The sequence below is a fragment of the Kitasatospora cinereorecta genome (assembly GCF_024172095.1).
Classification (GTDB): Bacteria; Actinomycetota; Actinomycetes; order Streptomycetales; family Streptomycetaceae; genus Kitasatospora; species Kitasatospora cinereorecta.
In genome coordinates, this window is record NZ_JAMZDX010000001.1 from 715,289 (window position 1) to 733,386 (window position 18,098).

General features: G+C 73.9%; 18 protein-coding genes and 1 tRNA gene. 10 read left to right on the forward strand and 9 right to left on the reverse strand.

All coding sequences use genetic code 11. The features are described from left to right. Positions 1-17 precede the first annotated feature (17 nt). Both FHR36_RS03305 and FHR36_RS03310 read right to left on the reverse strand, forming a co-directional pair. Positions 18-1,166 (reverse strand): STM4014 family protein, encoded by a 1,149-nt coding sequence (locus FHR36_RS03305; protein ID WP_253793599.1) that lies wholly within the window; start codon positions 1,164-1,166, stop codon positions 18-20. A 3-nt stretch (positions 1,167-1,169) separates the two neighbouring features. After that, positions 1,170-2,123 carry an STM4015 family protein gene (locus FHR36_RS03310; RefSeq protein WP_253793601.1) on the reverse strand — a complete coding sequence of 318 codons (954 nt, stop codon included), beginning with the start codon at positions 2,121-2,123 and terminating at the stop codon, positions 1,170-1,172. Between the two features lie 149 nt (positions 2,124-2,272). On the opposite strand from FHR36_RS03310, the gene FHR36_RS03315 reads away from it, so the two are divergent. From FHR36_RS03315 to FHR36_RS03325, 3 genes are all read left to right on the forward strand, one after another. Next, entirely contained in the window at positions 2,273-2,599 is a 327-nt protein-coding gene (locus FHR36_RS03315) for a DUF8820 family protein (protein ID WP_253793603.1), read from the forward strand. Positions 2,600-2,692: 93 nt separating this feature from the next. Further along, the gene (locus FHR36_RS03320; RefSeq protein ID WP_253794698.1) at positions 2,693-3,823 is read left to right on the forward strand and encodes a DUF6745 domain-containing protein; all 1,131 of its coding nucleotides are present in this window, start codon (positions 2,693-2,695) and stop codon (positions 3,821-3,823) included. A 228-nt stretch (positions 3,824-4,051) separates the two neighbouring features. Further along, on the forward strand, positions 4,052-4,903 hold the full coding sequence (locus FHR36_RS03325; protein WP_253793605.1) for a fumarylacetoacetate hydrolase family protein: 852 nt from the start codon (positions 4,052-4,054) through the stop codon (positions 4,901-4,903). A 64-nt stretch (positions 4,904-4,967) separates the two neighbouring features. Here the strand turns inward: FHR36_RS03325 and FHR36_RS03330 are convergent, their stop codons facing one another. Next, entirely contained in the window at positions 4,968-5,777 is an 810-nt protein-coding gene (locus FHR36_RS03330) for a TetR/AcrR family transcriptional regulator (protein ID WP_253793607.1), read from the reverse strand. A 129-nt stretch (positions 5,778-5,906) separates the two neighbouring features. Between FHR36_RS03330 and FHR36_RS03335 the strand changes: the two genes are divergently transcribed. The 4 genes from FHR36_RS03335 to FHR36_RS39160 all read left to right on the forward strand — a co-directional run bounded on the left by FHR36_RS03335 (position 5,907) and on the right by FHR36_RS39160 (position 11,358). After that, the gene (locus FHR36_RS03335; RefSeq protein WP_253793609.1) at positions 5,907-6,677 is read left to right on the forward strand and encodes a rhomboid-like protein; all 771 of its coding nucleotides are present in this window, start codon (positions 5,907-5,909) and stop codon (positions 6,675-6,677) included. Positions 6,678-6,727: 50 nt separating this feature from the next. Continuing rightward, the gene (locus tag FHR36_RS03340; protein ID WP_253793610.1) at positions 6,728-8,440 is read left to right on the forward strand and encodes a DUF885 domain-containing protein; all 1,713 of its coding nucleotides are present in this window, start codon (positions 6,728-6,730) and stop codon (positions 8,438-8,440) included. Positions 8,441-8,628: 188 nt separating this feature from the next. After that, on the forward strand, positions 8,629-10,131 hold the full coding sequence (locus tag FHR36_RS03345; protein ID WP_253793611.1) for an MFS transporter: 1,503 nt from the start codon (positions 8,629-8,631) through the stop codon (positions 10,129-10,131). Positions 10,132-10,371: 240 nt separating this feature from the next. Further along, positions 10,372-11,358, forward strand: coding sequence for a trypsin-like serine peptidase (locus FHR36_RS39160; RefSeq protein ID WP_301329694.1), 987 nt, complete (start codon positions 10,372-10,374; stop codon positions 11,356-11,358). Between the two features lie 9 nt (positions 11,359-11,367). On the opposite strand, the gene FHR36_RS03355 is transcribed toward FHR36_RS39160, so the two are convergent. Then, the gene (locus tag FHR36_RS03355) at positions 11,368-11,751 is read right to left on the reverse strand and encodes a hypothetical protein (RefSeq protein WP_253793612.1); all 384 of its coding nucleotides are present in this window, start codon (positions 11,749-11,751) and stop codon (positions 11,368-11,370) included. Between the two features lie 189 nt (positions 11,752-11,940). On the opposite strand from FHR36_RS03355, the gene FHR36_RS03360 reads away from it, so the two are divergent. Then, the gene (locus FHR36_RS03360) at positions 11,941-12,720 is read left to right on the forward strand and encodes a hypothetical protein (RefSeq protein ID WP_253793613.1); all 780 of its coding nucleotides are present in this window, start codon (positions 11,941-11,943) and stop codon (positions 12,718-12,720) included. A gap of 47 nt (positions 12,721-12,767) precedes the next feature. Here the strand turns inward: FHR36_RS03360 and FHR36_RS03365 are convergent, their stop codons facing one another. The 3 genes from FHR36_RS03365 to FHR36_RS03375 form a co-directional block, all read right to left on the reverse strand. After that, positions 12,768-13,367: a hypothetical protein gene (locus FHR36_RS03365; RefSeq protein ID WP_253793614.1), complete on the reverse strand. Its 600-nt coding sequence runs from the start codon at positions 13,365-13,367 to the stop codon at positions 12,768-12,770. Between the two features lie 65 nt (positions 13,368-13,432). Then, a complete protein-coding gene (locus FHR36_RS03370) occupies positions 13,433-14,257 on the reverse strand; it encodes a protein phosphatase 2C domain-containing protein (RefSeq protein ID WP_253793615.1) in 825 nt (274 codons plus the stop codon). A gap of 137 nt (positions 14,258-14,394) precedes the next feature. Next, complete coding sequence (locus FHR36_RS03375) at positions 14,395-14,766, reverse strand: hypothetical protein (protein ID WP_253793616.1); 372 nt, start codon at positions 14,764-14,766, stop codon at positions 14,395-14,397. Between the two features lie 97 nt (positions 14,767-14,863). Between FHR36_RS03375 and FHR36_RS03380 the strand changes: the two genes are divergently transcribed. After that, positions 14,864-15,352, forward strand: coding sequence for a hypothetical protein (locus FHR36_RS03380; protein ID WP_253793618.1), 489 nt, complete (start codon positions 14,864-14,866; stop codon positions 15,350-15,352). Positions 15,353-15,668: 316 nt separating this feature from the next. Continuing rightward, positions 15,669-16,754: an FUSC family protein gene (locus FHR36_RS03385; protein WP_253793620.1), complete on the forward strand. Its 1,086-nt coding sequence runs from the start codon at positions 15,669-15,671 to the stop codon at positions 16,752-16,754. A gap of 331 nt (positions 16,755-17,085) precedes the next feature. Here the strand turns inward: FHR36_RS03385 and FHR36_RS03390 are convergent, their stop codons facing one another. Then, positions 17,086-17,649: a hypothetical protein gene (locus FHR36_RS03390; RefSeq protein WP_253793622.1), complete on the reverse strand. Its 564-nt coding sequence runs from the start codon at positions 17,647-17,649 to the stop codon at positions 17,086-17,088. A gap of 263 nt (positions 17,650-17,912) precedes the next feature. Then, positions 17,913-17,984: transfer RNA gene (locus FHR36_RS03395), tRNA-Arg, on the reverse strand. Positions 17,985-18,098 lie beyond the last annotated feature (114 nt).

The following is an 18,098-nucleotide window of genomic DNA, read 5'->3' on the forward strand; positions in this document are numbered from 1 at the left end:
GTCGGGTATCGGGTGGCTCATCGGGCGGCTTCCGGGTGGTGCGGGAGGGGGACGGGGACGGTGACCCGGGACGGGTCGGCGAGCAGGAGCAGGTCGCTGAGCAGGGCGGCGATCTGGGCACCGTACGTGTCCAGCCCGGCGGCGGGGCCGCCGGGCAGGCCGGTGAGGTTCGGCAGCAGGTCGCCGAAGGCGTTGACCTCGCCGACCAGCGCCCGGCGCCACCCGGCGGCGGGCAGCACGTCCACCCCGACCATCGGGGCGTGCGGGAAGCAGGCGGCGGCCCGCTCGGCGGTCTCCAGCAGCGCCGGCCAGGCCGGTCCGGCGGCGGCGCGGGCCAGGTCCAGGTCGCCACGGGCCCCGCCGAGGTGCAGGTTGGTCATCGGGTGGCTGCTGGTGCGGACCACCGCGTGGGTGGCACGGCCGGCGACCACCACCACCCGCAGGTCCGCCGCCCGGCCGGACAGCCCGGCCTTCGGCACCCACTGCTCGACGTGCAGCCCGTCCGGCGCCAGCCGGTCGACCAGCGCGGCGACCTCCGCCTCCGAGCGGTAGCGGCGCACCCGCAGCGAGTTGTGCAGCCCGTCCGGGCCGAGCTCGACCGAGGTGGTGGCCTGGACCCGGCCGAGCGGCCCGAACTCCACGGCGAGCACCCCGGAGGCCGAGGAACCGTGCGCGGGCTTCACGAACACCCGGCGCAGCCCGGCCGCGCCGAGCCGCTCCCGCAGCTGTGACCAGTCCCGCGGCGGCGGGCCGCCGAGCGCCCGCGGCACCGGGACGCCCGCTGCGGAGAGCAGTGCGTGCGCCCGCGGCTTGTCGAACATCACCGCGATCTCCGCCGGATCGCCGAGCAGCCGGACGCCCGGGCGGGCCGCCAGAGCGCGCAGTGCCGCCGTCACCCCGGCGTACCAGGCGGCGCCGCCCTCGACCCGGGTCGGCGCGTACCCGGCGCCGAGCACCGGGCCGCGCAGCAGCTCGTCCACCGCCGCGTCCTCGCCGGGCGACTCGATCCGCAGCAGCGTGCCGGGCGGCAGCTCGTACCGGCCGCGCAGCACGTCGAGCCAGGGCAGCACGGCCGGTTCCGGCAGCCCGGCGGCCTGGGCGGCGGCGGCGAACAGCGTCACCCGCCGGTGGCCCGGGCTGCCGAGGACGGTCAGCGCGAGGGACACCGGCTACTCGGCGACCGCGACGTAGCGCCAGTTGTCGTCCGGCTTCTGCTGGTCGGACAGGTCGACGGCCACCCCGGGCAGCGCCTCGCGCAGCCGCTGCTGCATCTCCTCGCTCAGGTAGTGGTGGTGCAGGTCGAGGGTGGCCAGGTGGGTGAGCGGCTGGCCGGCCAGCAGGGCGGCGGCGCCCTCGTCGGTGAGCGCGCCCATCGACAGTGCCAGCCCGGTCAGCCGGGCGACCACCGGCGCCTGCGCGGCCAGCGCGGCGATCTCGTCCTGCTGCTCGGCGTTCTGCAGGCCGAGGTGGCGCAGCGCGGGCAGGGACGCGCCGCTGAGGAAGGGAGCGAGGTCGGCGGTCGTCCAGTCGCCGCCGTAGTTCGCCACGCCGAGCCACAGCTCCAGCCGCTCCAGGGCCGGGAAGTCGCACGCCGCGACCGCCCGGACGACGGTGCTGGGCAGACCGCCGGCCTCGAAGCGCAGCGCCCGCAGCCGCTCGTGCCGCAGCGGGGTCAGCGACAGGCCGCCCGCGCCCTCCCAGTCCGGGGCGGCGCCGCGCACCACCAGCTCCTCCAGCTCCGGGAAGCTCCGGAAGACCGGGGTGATGTCGCACATCTGGAGCCAGGAGATCTCGCACTCCTCGTACGTGATGTCGCCGATGAACAGCGCCCGCAGGGCGGGCAGCCGGTCGGCGGCGGCGAGCACCGCGGCGAGCGGCTCGGCGAGGGAGTCCGGCTCCTCCGGCGCCCAGTTGCCGATCACCACGGCCGTCACCTCGGCGACGTCGACCGTGTCGAGGAACTCCTGCCAGGCCTGGGCGAAGTCCAGCGGGGAGTCGTACTCCAGCCCGATCTTCCAGGCGACGGCGGACGCGGCGGGCAGCTCGGTGCCCTCCGCCCGGCCGGCCAGGAAGTCGTGGACCGGGAGGCCGTGGAACTCCCCGATGTGCTCGTTGACCGTCATGCGCTGCTCCTCGCGAGGTGTGGGGCCGCCCTCTGTCTACCAGGCCGGTCCGACAGCGGCTCGAACGGGGGACGCGCTGTCAGAGCCGCCTCCTAGCTTTCGAATCGGGCGTCCGACAGGGGTCGGGCCGAGGACGGAGGAGGTCCGCCGTGTACCGCCAGGGCGATGTGCTGATCGTGCCGGTCGAGGAGACCGCGGTGCCGGCCGCGGTGGTCGCGCCGGCCCCGCAGCCGCGGGACGGCCGGGGCCGGCTGGTGCTGGCGCTCGGCGAGGTGACCGGGCACGCCCACGCCGTGGTGGGGCCCGGCGAGCTGCGACGGGAGGCCGGTCCGTTCGGCCCGGCCTGGCTGCACCTGCCGGAGGGCGGGCGGGTGGTGCACGAGGAGCACGCGGTGATCGCGCTGCCGCGCGGCTGGTACCGCGTGGTGCGGCAGCGGGAGTACGTGCCCGGTGCGGTGCGCATGGTCGCGGACTGACGGGAGCGGGCGGTGGCGGCGACGAGTGGCACGGCGACCGGTGGGACGGCGATCGGTGGGACGGCGGAAGTGGCGGAGACGGTGGACGGTGTGATGACGGACAGTGCGGCGGAAGCGGCGGCGGACGGTACGGCGCCCGGCGAGGTGGCGGCCCGGTGGCGGAGGGCGGCGGTGGCGACCGGGCCGGCCGACCGCGCCGCGGTGGAACGGGCGGTGCGCGCCGCGTACCGGGCGGCCGGACTGGCCGAGCCCGAGCGGGTGGTGTGGTTCGACTCGCCGCTGGCGGCGCTCGGCGAGGTGGCGCGGATCCGGGCCGGCGGCGCGCAGGCCGCGGCGGCCGGGGCGAGCGTGCGCGAGGCGGTGCGCACCCGCCCGTGGGAGCGGGCCAGGCAGCGGGCGTACGGGCGGCTCGGTGCGGTGGGCTGGGCCGAGCTGTGGGCGCTGACCGGCGCCGAGCTGGTGCCGACCGCGCAGCTGCCGGCCGACCGGATCCGGGCCGCGCTGCTCGACCGGCTGGCCCCGGAGGCGGAGGCGGCCGCCGCCCGCGAGGAGCGCGCGGCGGCCGCCTCCGCCCGGGCGGCGGTCCGGGTGGCGTTGCTGGACGCGGTGCTCGGCCAGCACGACGCGCCGTGGCTGGCCGCGTTCGAGGCGGCGGGCGAGCTGTCCGGGCCGTCCGCGGGGGCCGGGCTCGCCGCGCTGGCCGAGGTGGCGCGCGGGGCGGGCTGGTGGTGGCCGTACGAGCGGGTGGCGCTGGTCAGCGAGCGCCCGCTGGAACTGCACCGGGACGAGGCGGGCCGGCTGGACCGGGCCGACGGCCCGGCGCTGGCGTACGGCGACGGCTTCGCGCTGCACGCGTGGCGCGGCATGCCGGTGCCGCCGGACTTCCTGGCCGGGCTGGTCGGCCTGACCCCGGAGCGGATCCGCGCCGAGGAGAACGCCGAGCTGCGCCGGGTGATGCTGGAGCACTACGGCTTCGACCGCTACCTCGCCGACTCGGGGGCCGAGCCGGTGCACCGGGACGACACCGGCGTGCTGTGGCGGGTGGTCCTGCCGGACGACGAGCCGGTGGTGATGGTGGAGGTGGTCAACGCCACCGCCGAGCCGGACGGCACCTTCCGTACGTACTGGCTGCGGGTGCCGCCGGCCACCCGGACGGCGCGGGCCGGGGTGGCCTGGACGTTCGGGGTGGGGGAGCAGGAGTACCGGCCGCTGCAGGAGACCTGAGCGGCGCCCGGCTCGCCGGAGCGGTTCCGTCGCGGGACCCACGCCCGGCGGGCGTTGTCAACGGTGCGGGCGGCCGATTCGACCGCGGTCGGGCCTGGGTGAATTGATAGAAATTCCACCAGGTGAGACCACTGTTCCGCAGGGCGGAAGAGTTGATATACCTCGGACCCTATGACGGGTGAGGTGTGCGCCTCGCCCGCCCTGCGACGAACCAGGTGGTGATGGGCAGTGAAGCTCCTCCGTGTGGGACCCGCGGGTGCCGAGCGTCCGGTCGTGCTGGCCGCGGACGGCACCGCGTACGACCTCTCCGGCCGTACCCGGGACATCGACGGCGCCTTCCTCGCGGGCCTGGACGCGGCCGAGCTGGCCGCGGCGGTCGCCGCCGGCGAGCTGCCGCCGACCGACATCGACGGGCTGCGGATCGGCGCGCCGGTGGTCCGGCCCGGCAAGGTGGTCGGCATCGGCCTGAACTACCGCGACCACGCCGCCGAGGCCGGTGCCCAGATCCCCGCCGAGCCGGTGGTCTTCCTCAAGCCGAGCAACACCGTGGTCGGCCCGAACGACGAGGTGCTGGTACCGCGCGGCAGCGAGAAGACCGACTACGAGGTCGAGCTCGCCGTGGTGATCGGCCGTCAGGCCCGCTACCTGGACGGCCACCCGGAGGCCGCCGCGGTGATCGCCGGCTACGCGGCGGTCAACGACGTCACCGAGCGCGCCTTCCAGTTCGAGCGCGGCGGCCAGTGGGACAAGGGCAAGTCCGCGGAGACCTTCACCCCGCTCGGGCCCTGGCTGGTCACCGCCGACGAGGTGGCCGACCCGCAGGCCCTGGCCCTGCGGCTGTGGGTCAACAGCGAGCTGCGGCAGAACGGCAGCACCGCCGAGATGATCTTCCCGGTGCTGGAGATCGTCCGCTACCTCAGCCACTTCATGGTGCTGGAGCCCGGCGACGTGATCGTCACCGGCACCCCGGCCGGCGTCACCCTCGGCCACCCCGGCACGCCGTTCCTCCGCCCGACCGACGTGGTCGAGCTGGAGGTCGAGGGCCTCGGCCGGCAGCGGCAGGTGCTCGGCAAGGCCTGACCGCCACCCGGGGCGCGGGTGCACATGGGTGTCCGCGTGCGCCCGCGCCCCGGGTGCGCCGCCGTCAGCCCCAGACCGCCCGCAGCCGGGCCAGCAGCACACCGGCCGGACTCTCCGCGGTCTCCAGGGCGAGCAGCGCGTGCAGCACCTCCGCCGTCTGCGGGTCGTGCACCGCGGCCGCTCCGGCCATCGCCACGAACTGGTCGACCAGCCAGGCGCACAGCGCCTCCGGCGGGATCTGCCGGCCCTCGTCCAGCCAGCTCAGCGCGGACGCCTCGACCACTGATATCCACGAGCGGACCAGCAGGGTCAGCCGCGGCCCCGCCGTCCGCACGCCGAACTGCCGCAGCGTGCGGCGCAGCGCTTTCCGGCGGACCTCGTCGATGATCGCCGAGGTCCGGGACGTCTCCACCACCGAGCCGCCGCGCAGCAGCGCGCCGTACCCGGCGTCGTGCTCGGCGACGAACGCGAAGTAGCGGGCGAGCACCTGGGTCAGCTGCTCGGTCGGGGTACCGGTCCCGGCCACCGAGAAACGGCCGATCAGCTCCTCGGCGGCGCTGCGCAGCGCCGCCTCGTACAACTGCTGCTTGCCGCCCGCGAAGTAGCGGTAGACCAGCGGCCGGGAGGCGCCGGCCGCCTCGGCCACGTCGTCCAGGGTGACCGCCTCGGGCGGTCGGGAGCCGAAGAGTTCCAGGGCCACCGAGATGAGCTGTTCGCGCCGCTGCTGCACGGGCAGCCGCCGGTAGCCGGCGCGGCGGGGCCGCTCCGGGCCGGCAGCGGGGCGCGCTGGGGAACCGGGGGCCTGGTCGGCGGCCCGGGACCGGTCGGCGGTGGGGGACGCCTGGTCGGTGCTGGGGGTGGAGCTCGCTGCCATGGCGGTCAGCGTAATCGTCCTGCGCCGATCCGGAACCGGTCGTGCGCCGGCGCTTCCACCGGGGTACCCTCCGGTCGCGTCCCGGCGGGTCGCTCCGGGCCGATCGCCGGACCGGCCCATGATGTGACCGTGGCTCAGGGCCCGGGGCGCGATCGGAGCGGCGAGGTGCGGCAGGACGTGCGGCGGACGGCCAAGGGGGCGGCCAGGGGGACGGCCCGGACGGGGAGCGCCTCGCGGGCCGCCCGCGCACGGCACGCCGTGTGGGCCTGGATCGGGGCGGCGCCCGGCACCTACCTGTGGCTGCTGGTGCTGGCCGGCACCAGCTTCGTCGTCTCCCGGCTCAGCCCCGAGACGCTGGAGTGGTTCCTGGCCAAGCGCAGCACCAACATCGACCAGCTCACCTCGCGGCCGGTCCACGCCCTGCTGGCCAGTCTGATCTGGACCGAGCAGGCGAACTTCCTGTTCTACTTCGTGGTCTTCCACCTGTTCCACGTCCCGGCCGAACGCTGGCTGGGCACCGGCCGCTGGCTGACCGTCGCGCTCACCGCCCACGTGCTGGCCACCTACGCCAGCGAGGGCGTGGTCGCCTGGGGCGTCCACCGGGGTGCGCTGCCGGCGAACATGGCCGACACCGTGGACGTCGGCGTCTCGTACGCGCTGGCCGGAGTGGAGGGCGTGCTGACGTACCGTCTGACCCGCCCCTGGCGCTGGATCTACGGCGGCGCGCTGCTGGTCTTCTACACGGTGCCGCTGGTCGCCTCGCACACCTTCACCGACCTCGGGCACTTCTGCGCGGTGCTGATCGGCCTGGCCTTCCAGCCGATCACCCGGGGGCTTCCGACCTGGGATCCGGTACACGCCGTGCGCGACCGACTGCAGCGCCGTCGCTCCAGCGCGTGAGCCTGGCCAAAGGGGCTTGAATTCGCACCGCGCTGCGACAGGATGGCCGAATGGCTCATGAACTGATCACGACGGACACAGCCGGCACCACCCCGCGCCGCATTGCCGACTCCTACGTCCACGCCCTCGCCGAACTGGACCCGCTGACCGCGGTCTACCTCGGGCTCAACCCGGAGGACGACCGGATCACGGACCTCTCGCCGGCCGGCTACGAAGCGCTCGCCGACCTCGCCCGGCGCACCCTCGCCGACCTGGACGCCGCCGAGGCCGCCGGCGCCGCGGACAGCGAGGCCGAGCGCCGCTGCGCCCGCCTGCTGCGCGAGCGCCTGACCGCCGAACTCGCCGTGCACGAGGCGGGCGAGGACTTCGTCTCGGTGCGCAACCTCGGCTCCCCGGTGCACAACGTGCGCGAGGTCTTCCCCCTCATGCCGACCGAGACCGAGGAGCAGTGGCGGCTGGTCGGCCGTCGGCTGGCCCGTGTCCCGGAGGCGATGGCGCAGTACCGCGAGACGCTGACCGAGGGCATCGCGCGCGGGCTGCTCTCCGGTCCCCGGCAGGTCACCACCGTGGTCGGCCAGATCGCCGAGTGGCTGGAGGGCGACGCGCCCGGCGGCTGGTTCGGCGCCTTCGTGCAGGACGCCCCCGAGTCCGTCCGCGCCGAGCTGGACGAGGCCGCCGCGGTGGCCGGCACCGCCCTCGCCGAGCTGCGCGACTGGCTCCGCGACGTGTACGGCCCGGCCGCCGCCGCCACCCCCGACACCGTGGGCCGCGAGCGCTACGTCCGCTGGGTCCGCTACTGGACCGGCGCCGAGCTGGACCTGGACGAGGCCTACCGCTGGGCCTGGGAGCAGTTCCACGACCTGGACGCCCAGATGCGGGTGGAGGCCGAGAAGGTCCTGCCGGGCTCGACCCCGATGCAGGCGATGAAGTGGCTGGAGACCGACGGCCCCGCCATCGAGGGCGCCGAGGCGGTCCGGGAGTACCTCCAGGGTCTGATGGACCAGGCGATCACCGACCTCCAGGGCACCCACTTCGACCTGGCCGAGCCGCTGCTCAAGGTGGAGTCACGGCTCGCCCCCTCCGGCAGCGCCGCCGCGCCGTACTACACCCAGCCCTCGCTCGACTTCTCCCGTCCGGGCCGCACCTGGCTGCCCACCCTCGGCCGCGAGTCCTTCCCGGTCTGGGACCTGGTCTCCACCTGGTACCACGAGGGTGTCCCCGGTCACCACCTGCAGCTCGCGCAGTGGACGTACGTCGCCGACAAGCTCTCCACCTACCAGGTCACCCTGGGCGGCGTCAGTGCCAACCTGGAGGGCTGGGCGCTGTACGCCGAGCGCCTGATGGACGAGCTGGGCTACCTGACCGACCCCGGTCAGCGGCTCGGCTACCTCAACGCCCAGATGATGCGCGCGCTGCGGGTCATCGTGGACATCGGCATGCACGCCGGCCTGGAGTTCCCGGCCGACTCGCCGTTCCGGCCCGGTGAGTCGATGGAGCCGGACGCCGCCCGCGAGTTCTTCGGCCTCTACTGCGGCCTGTCCGCCGACTTCCTGGACAGCGAGCTGGTCCGCTATCTGGGCATGCCCGGCCAGGCGATCGGCTACAAGCTGGGCGAGCGGGCCTGGCTGCGTGGCCGGGCCGCCGCCCGGGCCGCCGCCGAGGCGCGCGGCGAGGAGTTCGACCTCAAGGCCTGGCACATGGCCGCGCTCTCCCAGGGCTCGCTGGGCCTGGATGACCTGGTCGAGGAACTGGCCGCACTCTGAGCCGGTCCGTCGGTCGGCCGGTCCGCTGGTCGGCCTGGGTCCCGGGACCCAGGCCGACCAGGACATTCGTCCCAAATCGTGCCGTACCGGCACAAACCGCCTTGTGCGTCCCCGGCTCGCGGGTTTCCCTGGAGAGAGCGCTGCGTGCGCGCAGCCCGTCCCCGAGTCCCCGAGGAAGGCGGCCCACGGTGACCTCCCAGCACGCCCCCGACGACACCGCGGCGGACCCCCGCCGGTGGTGGGCCCTGGCGGTCATCGCCATCGCCCAACTGATGATCGTCCTCGACGCGACCATCGTGAACATCGCCCTCCCGTCCGCGCAGAAGGACCTGGGCATCTCCGACGCCAACCGCCAGTGGGTGATCACCGCCTACCTGCTGGCCTTCGGCGGACTGCTGCTGCTCGGCGGCCGGATCGGCGACCTCTACGGCCGCAAGCGCACCTTCATGGTCGGCCTGCTCGGCTTCGCCCTCGCCTCCGCCCTCGGCGGGTTCGCCTCCGGCGGCGGGATGCTGTTCGCCGCCCGCGCCCTCCAGGGCGCCTTCGGCGCACTGCTCGCCCCCTCGGCGCTCTCGCTCCTCTCCAACACCTTCGGCGACCCGCGCGAGCGCGCCACCGCCTTCGGCGTCTTCGGCGCCCTGGCCGGCGGCGGCGCGGCGATCGGCCTGATCACCGGCGGCCTGCTGACCGAGTACCTGAGCTGGCGCTGGTGCCTGTTCGTCAACGTCCCGATCGCCCTCGTCACCGCCGTCGGCGCGTCCTACGTGCTCACCCGCGACCACATCGACAAACGCCACCGCATCCCACTCGACCTGCCCGGCGCCGTCCTCGGCTGCGGCGGCCTGCTCGCCATCGTCTACGGCACCTCCGAGGCCTCCACCCGCGGCTGGAGCGACTGGCTGGTGCTGACCTTCCTCTGCCTCGGCGCGGCCCTGCTCGCCGCCTTCGTCCTGGTCGAACGGCGCACCACCCACGCGCTGCTGCCCCTGCACCTGATCCGCGACCGCAACCGCGGCGGCGGAGCGCTCGCGGTCGGCCTGGCGATCATCGGCATGTACGGGCTGTTCCTGTTCCTCACGTACTACCTGCAGGGGATCAAGGGGTACTCGCCGGTGATGGCCGGCGTCTCCTTCCTGCCGATGACCGTCGCCATCATCCTCAGCGCCACCGGCATCGCCTCCCGGCTGATGACCCGGGTGCCCTCCCGCAACCTGGTCGTCCCCGGCCTGCTGCTGGCCGCCACCGGCATGATCCTGCTGACCCAGCTCAAGGTGGACAGCTCGTACGCCGCCCTGGTGCTGCCCGCCGAACTGCTGCTCGGCGCCGGCATGGGCCTGGTCTTCATGCCGACCATGAGCCTGGCCACCCTCGGCGTCGCCCCCGACGAGACCGGCGCCGCGTCCGCCATCATCAACAGCGCCCAGCAGGTCGGCGGCTCCATCGGCACCGCCCTGCTCAACACCATCGCCGCCAGCGCCACCGCCACCTGGCTCGCAACCGCCGGCCGCGACCCCGGCAACCCGGCGATCCAGGCCCAGGGCGCGGTGCACGGGTACGCGGTCGCCACCGTGGTGGCCGCGGGCATCCTGCTGCTCGCCGCCGTCATCGCCTACCTGATGATCGACCACCGGCCGGCACCCGGGGAGTCCACCGGGGAAGGCGCGGAGGCCACCGCCCGCGCCGTGGTGTGAAGGAACCGCGGCAGCGCGGCACGGCGCGGCGCGATGCGGAACGGCACGACGCGGAACGGCACGACGCGGAACGGCGCGGCACAGCGCGGCACAGCGTGGCGCAGTCGGAAATCTCACGAGTCTCTCAGGGGCACATCACCCCGTTTCCAGCCCGGCACCGCATAGTTTGAGTGTTCACGTCGACTCGGCCCGGCTCGGCGTGGGTAACCGAACGACTGGTGGGCAGGAACGAGGCACCCGATGGGACGTCACCGCAGGAGGCGAGTACGGCTCGCACTCCGACCCGTAGCCGTCACCTCCGTGCTCGCCGTCGGCCTGATCGGCGCGATAGCCGGTGCCACCGAACTGACCACGCACTTCGCGCTCGCCGACCGCCCCACCGCCGAACTCCCGGTCACCGCCTCGGTGCTCCCCGGGGCCACCGCCACCGCCCCGCCGTCCGCCACCCCCACCCCGGAGGCGACCGCCAGCGCCAGCGCCACCGCCACCGCCACCGCCGGCGACGGTACGGTCGTGAGGTCGACCGCGACCGTGGACCCGCACCTGGCCACCGTCCCCTCGTACTCGCCGCCCCCCGAACTCGGGAAGACCGCGACCGCCCCCGACGGAGCCGAATCCGCCCGGGTCGGCGCCCTGTTCACCGGCAGCGTCGCCGCCGGCAACCACTTCTGCACCGCCTCCGTGCTGCACAGCACCGGCAAGGACCTGATCCTCACCGCCGCACACTGCCTCTCCAGCACCGACAACGTCCGGTTCGTCCCCGGCTACCGCGACGGCCAGGCCCCGTACGGCAGTTGGAAGGTCACCCGGATCTTCACCGCCGACGGCTGGCAGAACGGCTCCGACCCCGACGAGGACTTCGCCATCCTCCAGGTCGCCCAGAACGGCGGACGCGACATCGAGGACGTCGTCGGCGCCAACACCCTCGGCCTGAACGCCGGTTGGAGCGACCAGGTGCGGCTCTACGGCTACCCCGGCGACACCGAGATGCCGATCCTGTGCACCAACGCCACCACCAAGCAGGACACCTTCCAGCGCACCATCTCCTGCCCCGCCTTCCCGGGCGGTACCAGCGGCGGCCCGTGGATCGACACCACCACCGGGCAGGTGATCGGCATCATCGGCGGCTACGAGCAGGGCGGCGACAGCGACGACGTCTCGTACAGCGCCTACTTCGACCACACCATCGGCGACCTCTACCGCAAGGCGGACGCCGCGACCTCGTGACCGGCCCGGTCACGCCCGGCCGGCGTCGTAGATCTCCAGCGGGTCGGTCATCCGGCTCTCCCGGCCCTTCCCGTCCGCCGGGACGGTGATCACCGAGGTGCGGACCGCCTTCGACTTCCAGGCGATCCTGAGCCGGTGCGGCTGCGCACAGCGGTTGTGGAAGTACACCGTGGCCTCCCACAGCCAGTCGTCGCCCCAACTCCAGGCGAAGCATCCGTTCACGCCGCGGTGGACGTGCGGGTCCGCGGCGCCCGGCGCTCCGGGGTGCGCCGGTTTCGGCGGTGCGGACGGTGCCGCGTCTGCCGGTACGGCCGGCCCCGCCGCCGCGAGGAGCACCGCCGCCAGCGCCACCGCCGCACCCCGCGGACCCCGTCCGCCGTACCGTCCCCGCATCGGACCCTCCTCGTTCCTGTACGCCCTTGCCCCCGTACGCCCTCGCACGCACAACCGGCCCGCCCCGCACCCCGTTCCGCCGATTCACCCGGCCGGACGCCCACCGGCCGGTGTTCCCGCCGACGGCGGGCAGGCGCAGAATGATCCCGTCGTCTGCAGTGATGGTCCGTGCGTGGGGTCGGAGGCCTGGTGTTTCGCCGCTGGTGGTTCGTCAGACTGCTGTCCGCCCCGCCGGACGAGCCCGGTCGGCGCCTCCCCGAGCGGGAACGGCGCGAACTGGTGCTGCGCGAGTGGGAGGTCCTGCGCGAACGGCTCGCCCGGATCGCCGCAGAACGGGTCACCGCCGCCGGCGAACTCTTCCGCGCCGCCGAACTCCGCCTCCCCGCCGAGGCGTCCGCCTCCGGCGCCGAGTCCCCGGCCGACTCCGCCGCCCGCACCGCGTACCTCTGGGCCCTGGAGGCGTACGAGGCCGCCGGCCGCCTGCTCGACCAGGCCGACGACCCGCACACCGACCTCCCCGACCTCGCGGCCGCCGTCGTCCTCGCCGAACAGGCCGTCGAACGCCTCGCCGCAGCCCACACCCTCTACGCCGGGGCCCGCCCCGCGCCCCTGGCCGTCCGCTGCTTCTACAACCCGCTGCACGGCCCGGCCGTCCCTGCTGCCGCCCCCGACCGGCCCGGGAAGAAACAGCGCCAGCGCCCCACCCGCGGCGCCCGCGAGGCAGCCGCCGACCGCCGTCCCGCCTGCCGGTCCTGCCGCCGCGCCATCCTGGCCGGCGAGACCCCCGACGTACTGCCCGCCCTGCTCCCCGCCAAGGCCGCCGGCCGCCGCACCGGGCCCGTCCTGGTGCCCTACTACACCATCCCCCAGCAGTGGTCCCCCTGGTCCGCCACCGCCTGCGGCGCCTACGACCCCGACGCCCCCGCCCTCGTCCTCCGCGGCGCCCACCACCGCCACCCACCCCACTGACCCCGCCAGTCGGCGTGGCCACCGCCCCCGCAGGGCTCGCCCGTCGGCTACCGGCCGAACAGCCCGCGCAGCCCGCGGCGGCGAGGCGGCTCCACCGGCTCCGCCGGCTGTGTCTCCGGCTCGGGCTCCGGCCGCGGTCCCGTCCGCGCGTACGGCTCGGCCGGCTCGGTGAGCAGGACCTCCACCGCCGCGACGAAGGCGTCGCGCTGCGCGGCGGGGCCGGGGCCGAGGTTGATGTGGCTGCGGTCGGCCCACTCGGCGAGCACCGTGTACGCCTGCCCGTCGAGCGGGCTCACGCCGTGCTCCAGGGTGAAGCAGCGGCAGTGGTCGGCCCCGGCCGGCTGGGCGACGGCGACGAGGTACGCCTCGGCCGGGGCCGACGGGCGCGGCAGTTCCACCAGCAGCATCCGGTGGCCGCCCCGGTCGACCAACTCGGCGGACAGCCCGTCGCCCGGCAGCCGTTCACCCTCGGGCAGCGTCTCGCCCAGCCCCTGCCAGAGCGAAGCCAACCCGGTGGTGAAGCCGCCCCGGGGCTCGTTGTCGAGCATCTGCGGACCGAGGTCCCGGGCCAGCCCGGGCAGCACCTGGTGGGCGAAGCGGTAGTGGTGGGCGCGCGGGCCGTCGGGCCGGGCGGTGTCGGTAGTCATGCGTCGCAGTATGACGATCATGTCGCCCGCCCCGCCGCGGCTTTCCCGGCTGTTCGCCCCGCCGTCTACAGCCGGACCAGCACCGCCGTCGCGTCGTCCTGCGCCTTGCCGCGCGGGTGGGCCCGGCCGAGCGGGTCGGCCGCCTCGGCCCGCCGAACCTCGGCGATCAGCGCCGCCGGCCCGCGCTCCCGCAGCAGGGCGAGCGCCCCCGTCCAGTCGGCCAGCGCAAAGGTGTCGACCAGACGCGAGGCACCGTCGCTGAGCAGCGCAAAGCCGGTGACGTCGGCGAGCGGCACGCTGCCGGTCAGCGCGGCGTACGCGGCGGCCGGGTCGGCAGCCGCCACCCAGAAGCCGTCCGCGCGGTTGCGCCGTCCCCGCATCGCCTCGACATAGCCGAGCAGCGCCGCCGCATGCTCCGGCGTTCCGGCGTCCAGCCGGTCGAGTCCGCCGCGCAGCGGCCCGCCGACCACCGCCTCGCGGTCGTCCGTGATCGCCACCGGCGGCACCCCGCCGACGTGGTCCAGCACCAGCACGGAGTCGGCCAGCACCAGGTACTCCAACACCTCGGCGGTCACCCGGACGGCGACCACCGTCGCGGACGGAGTGCCGGGGTGGCCGAGGTCGCAGCCGCCGCCGTGCGCCTCGGCGGTCGCCGCGACGGCGTCCGCCAGGCAGTCGGTCAGCGCCCGGTCCGGCTCGCGCACCGCGCGGGCCAGCAACTCGACGCCGAGCCGAGCGCTGAACCACGCCACGCCGTGGTCGCAGCCCGACTCCGCGCCGTCCGGCGTACCGGCGCCGTCCAGCAGCACCACCACACCGGGCGCCGCGCCCACGAAATCCTCGTTGCCCCGCCCCGGCCGGGCCGGCTCACTCGCGATCGCCCACTCCACCCGGTCAGTCTGCCCGCCGGCACCGTCCCGCCACCGGCGACACTCCCCGAACTCCCGCTGCACAGCGAATGACCGGCCGGCACCGCCGCCGGACCACTACCGCTCCGCCGCCGGACCGCCACGCGTGACGCCGCGCGTCAGCGTGCGCTCGCCACGAACCCACCCCGTGCCCGACCACCGGTGAACAGCTCGCTCCAGTCGAAGCCGTCCGCCAACCCGTCGACCGACACCACCACCGCGCCGCCCGCCTCCTCGACCGCCGAGCACCAGGCGCCGATCTCGTCCAGCCCGTCCGCCCCGCCCACCGTGGGCACCACGCACCCGTGCTCGCCCGGACCGTCCACCACGCAGAACGTCAACTGCGCCACGACCTGCCACCCCTCCACGACCGGCATCAGCCCGTCCACCAGCCGCAGTTCCGGCAACACGTCATGGATCGGCGGCCGGTCCAGCACCAGGATCGGGTGGGGGTTCAGCACGAACCGGGCGTTCTCACGGGGCACCAACATGCCCGCCAGCATTCCAGACCGCCCCGGCCCGTCCGGCCCTGGCCCTCCTCCCGCTGCCTGCGGCAGGATGACCGCATGACGAGCGACCGAAAGGCCCATGCCGCGTAGGCGTCCCGGCGCACTCCGCGCCGCCCGTGACCTCGAACCGCACCGGATCGCCTCCTGGCAGCGCGACCTGCCGCCGATCGACCGGCTGTCCCGCACGACGAGCGCCCTGGTCCGCAACGCCGAGGCCGCCCGGCCCGGCTACCACGTGCACCCCGGCAGCGTCCGCACCAATCTCGCCCGCTACCGGGCGTTCCTGCGACTGCCCGGCGAGAAGCTGCGCCTACCGACGTCCGGGTGCCTCTCCTGCCCCGGCTGCCAGTACGACGACATCGCGTACGTCCGGGACGCCCTGCAGGACGCGCTGATGCTCCTCCCCCTCCCCGCCCGCACCGAACTACGCCGCCTGCTCGACACCCTCGACACCCGATTCCGTCGGCGCACCATCCCCGACCGCTGGTCCTCCCGGACCGACTGGCTCGGCGAATCGCTGCCCTGGTGGCACCGCCGCGTCTACACCGACGTCCGCGGCGCGGAGTGACGGGATGCTTGGGACTCAGCGATCCCCGCCTCTCCTGCCGCGACTGACTGATGCGGTCCTGGGGCGGCCTGGGCGGCCCCAGTCCAACTGCAGCCGGAGGGTTGCCTCGGCCCGTGTTCGCCGACCGCATCAACCCGAAACCCCTGGCGTCGGTTGCCCTCTGCTTCGGGGAAAGTACGGCGAGTCGCTTCGCGGTGACTCTCCGGGCAGCCAGACAATGCGGCTTCAGAGCGACATACCCCGCAGCAGGCGAGCAAGGGCGGCCATGAGCAGCGCAACCGAACGAGACGGCCGGCCCGTGCACCGGGGAAAGACGATGAGCTGGCTGTCGAAGGTGTTCGAGCTCAACCGCGCGGGCGTGAACTGGCGGCGAGCGGTGGTGTTCCTGGACGTCGGGCTGGTGCCGCTGATCGTCTTCTGGGCGATCGGGCATGAGCAGTATCTGCTCAGCGCCCTGTTCGGCATGCTGTTCACGTCGCTGGCCGACCCGGGCGGCGGGTTCGGGTACCGCGCGTCGCGCACCGCCGGCTTCGCGCTGATCGGCGCGGGGATCACTGCGCTGGCGTTCGGGATCGGGGGCGAGGCCTGGGGATGGCTGGCGTTCGCGGCCTTCGTGGTCACGCTGGTGGCCGGCCTGTGCCTCACGTTCGGGGTGCACAGGTTCGTCAACGCCATGCTGCTCAACGTCTGGTTCATCGTCGCCGTCGGGCTCGCGTTCAACCTCCACCATGCCGCCCGCATCACCAACTACGCCTGGGCCCAGGTGGTCGCCTGGGCGGGCGGGGCAGCGCTGTGGATCCTGATGACGTTCGTGGAATGGCTGATCCGCGGCCGCCAGGACCTGCCCCAGCCGTTCGCCGAGATCCCCGGAGACACCTCGCGCAAGCAGCTGACCCCACCGATCATCGTGTTCGTGGCGCTCCGCGCCCTGGTCATCGCCGGCACCGTCGCCCTCGCGTTCGGGCTGGACCTGCAGTACGGCTACTGGATCCCGATCGCGGCCATCATCGCGATGAAGCCGAATCTGGAGCAGAGCACCCTCGTCTCCGCCCAGCGCCTCTCGGGCGCGTTCATCGGCGCCATCGCGGCCGCGCTGCTGCTCCTGCTGCCTGCCAGTGAGACCGGTCTCCGACTGTTCGCGATGACGCGCGGACTGGAAGTCGTCGCACTCGTCCTGTTCGTGCACGCCGTCGGGATCCGCTTCCTGAACTACGCCGTCTACTCCGCCGCCATCGCCGCCGGCGCGCTCATCCTGGCCGACCTGCCGCAGCCCTCCCACTACGCCGCCGAGGGCTACCGGGTGCTGTGGACGGTGTGCGGCGCCGGTATCAGCCTGCTCGTCCTGCTGCTGGCCGGCCTGCTCGCCAAGCGCACTGCCAAGCAGCCGCAACGACCGACCTGAATGCGCCGGCCTCCGGCCCGGTCGCAAGCGGATCCCTGGCCCGCGCGCCGGTTTGCCTTCTGCGCCGCCGTCCGCTGTGTCCGCTCCGGCAACGACGAAGGCCCATTACCGACTTCGCGATGAAGCACCCCCGGTAGGAGTCGAACGAACGCACCCGCCTCTGGAGGGCAGCAGGTACTTGCCCTGCGTGACCTGCGCCGATGCCACCAGCGAACCGGCCCGCTGGTGCCCGGCCGACTGGGTGTCGGCGACGCAGCCCGCTGCTGATGTGTCCCGATTGGCCGTGGTTCACCGCTCGCCACCGCTGGTTATGGCACGGAAGGGGCACTGTTCAGGCAATGCCACATGACTGCGACGTTGCTTCGCTCGGCGTCTCCAGAGGCTTGATCGGTTGGGTAACGGCCGGGGAATTCGGGTCCGCCTCGGGTCTGACCGACTCCCACCAGGCCTTGATCGCCGCCGCCTGCTGATCAAAGTCGGGGTTGACCTGCTTCGAGACTCCATCGATCGGGGTGGCGAGATAGATCTTCCGCCCACCCTTGACCGTGACTCTGACCTGTCGGCGCCGTTGAACCTTTCCCCTTCGCACAACCACGACTCGGTCGACCTTCGCCCACGGGATCGTGTACCCCACCCCGGGCCATCTCTGAGTGATCCCTTTCGGGCCGACCATTGTCGATCCGCACATTCCCCACAGCACGAGTAGGCCCAATGCGCCGGCCGCGAAGCCGAACCCGTGGACCAGCACGCCGTACGGGTTGAATACGTCCGGCACGCCGAATGGATTGAACACGTCCGTCGTGATCAGGACAGCGGCGACTGCCCTGCAGGACAGTGCGTAGACCGCACTGATGACACGGCGGCGCGTCGCAAGCTTGATCGTTATCGGCTGCATGCGCAGATCCTAGGGATGGCCGCTCATCCTCTGGAACTGTCGAGGAGGGGGCCACCTGCGCCCCGACCGCGATCCCCTGATTGCCCGTGGGACAGACGCCGAGACTCGAAGGCCCGGCGACGGAAACCGCCGGCCGAACTGTGAGCAGGAGCGGCCACCGAACGTGTCTGGCACGGGTTGAACTCCGGCCCCGGGAACGACGAAGGCCCAGGGCTGTGGATGAACTCCACTGGCCTGGGCCTTTGTTGGCGCTTCTTGCGAAGTGCCCCCGGTAGGATTCGAACCTACGCACCCGCCTCCGGAGGGCGGTGCTCTATCCCCTGAGCTACGGGGGCCTGCTCGGTGTCGCGTTGTTGCTCGGTGCGACGTGGAGAACACTACCAGGCCACACAGGCGGTCCGTGCATGGGTTTCGGGCGGGCGGGTCGGTGGGGGTGGCGCGACCGTGGC

Bases quoted from the DNA above. Each gene is read 5' to 3' on its own strand.
- FHR36_RS03310 (WP_253793601.1), bottom strand. From the start codon at position 2,123: ATGACGGTCAACGAGCACATCGGGGAGTTCCACGGCCTCCCGGTCCAC.
- FHR36_RS03320 (WP_253794698.1), top strand. From the start codon at position 2,693: ATGACGGACAGTGCGGCGGAAGCGGCGGCGGACGGTACGGCGCCCGGC.
- FHR36_RS03330 (WP_253793607.1), bottom strand. From the start codon at position 5,777: ATGGCAGCGAGCTCCACCCCCAGCACCGACCAGGCGTCCCCCACCGCC.
- FHR36_RS03340 (WP_253793610.1), top strand. From the start codon at position 6,728: ATGGCTCATGAACTGATCACGACGGACACAGCCGGCACCACCCCGCGC.
- FHR36_RS39160 (WP_301329694.1), top strand. From the start codon at position 10,372: ATGGGACGTCACCGCAGGAGGCGAGTACGGCTCGCACTCCGACCCGTA.
- FHR36_RS03355 (WP_253793612.1), bottom strand. From the start codon at position 11,751: ATGCGGGGACGGTACGGCGGACGGGGTCCGCGGGGTGCGGCGGTGGCG.
- FHR36_RS03365 (WP_253793614.1), bottom strand. From the start codon at position 13,367: ATGACTACCGACACCGCCCGGCCCGACGGCCCGCGCGCCCACCACTAC.
- FHR36_RS03375 (WP_253793616.1), bottom strand. From the start codon at position 14,766: ATGTTGGTGCCCCGTGAGAACGCCCGGTTCGTGCTGAACCCCCACCCG.
- FHR36_RS03380 (WP_253793618.1), top strand. From the start codon at position 14,864: ATGCCGCGTAGGCGTCCCGGCGCACTCCGCGCCGCCCGTGACCTCGAA.
- FHR36_RS03385 (WP_253793620.1), top strand. From the start codon at position 15,669: ATGAGCTGGCTGTCGAAGGTGTTCGAGCTCAACCGCGCGGGCGTGAAC.
- FHR36_RS03390 (WP_253793622.1), bottom strand. From the start codon at position 17,649: ATGCAGCCGATAACGATCAAGCTTGCGACGCGCCGCCGTGTCATCAGT.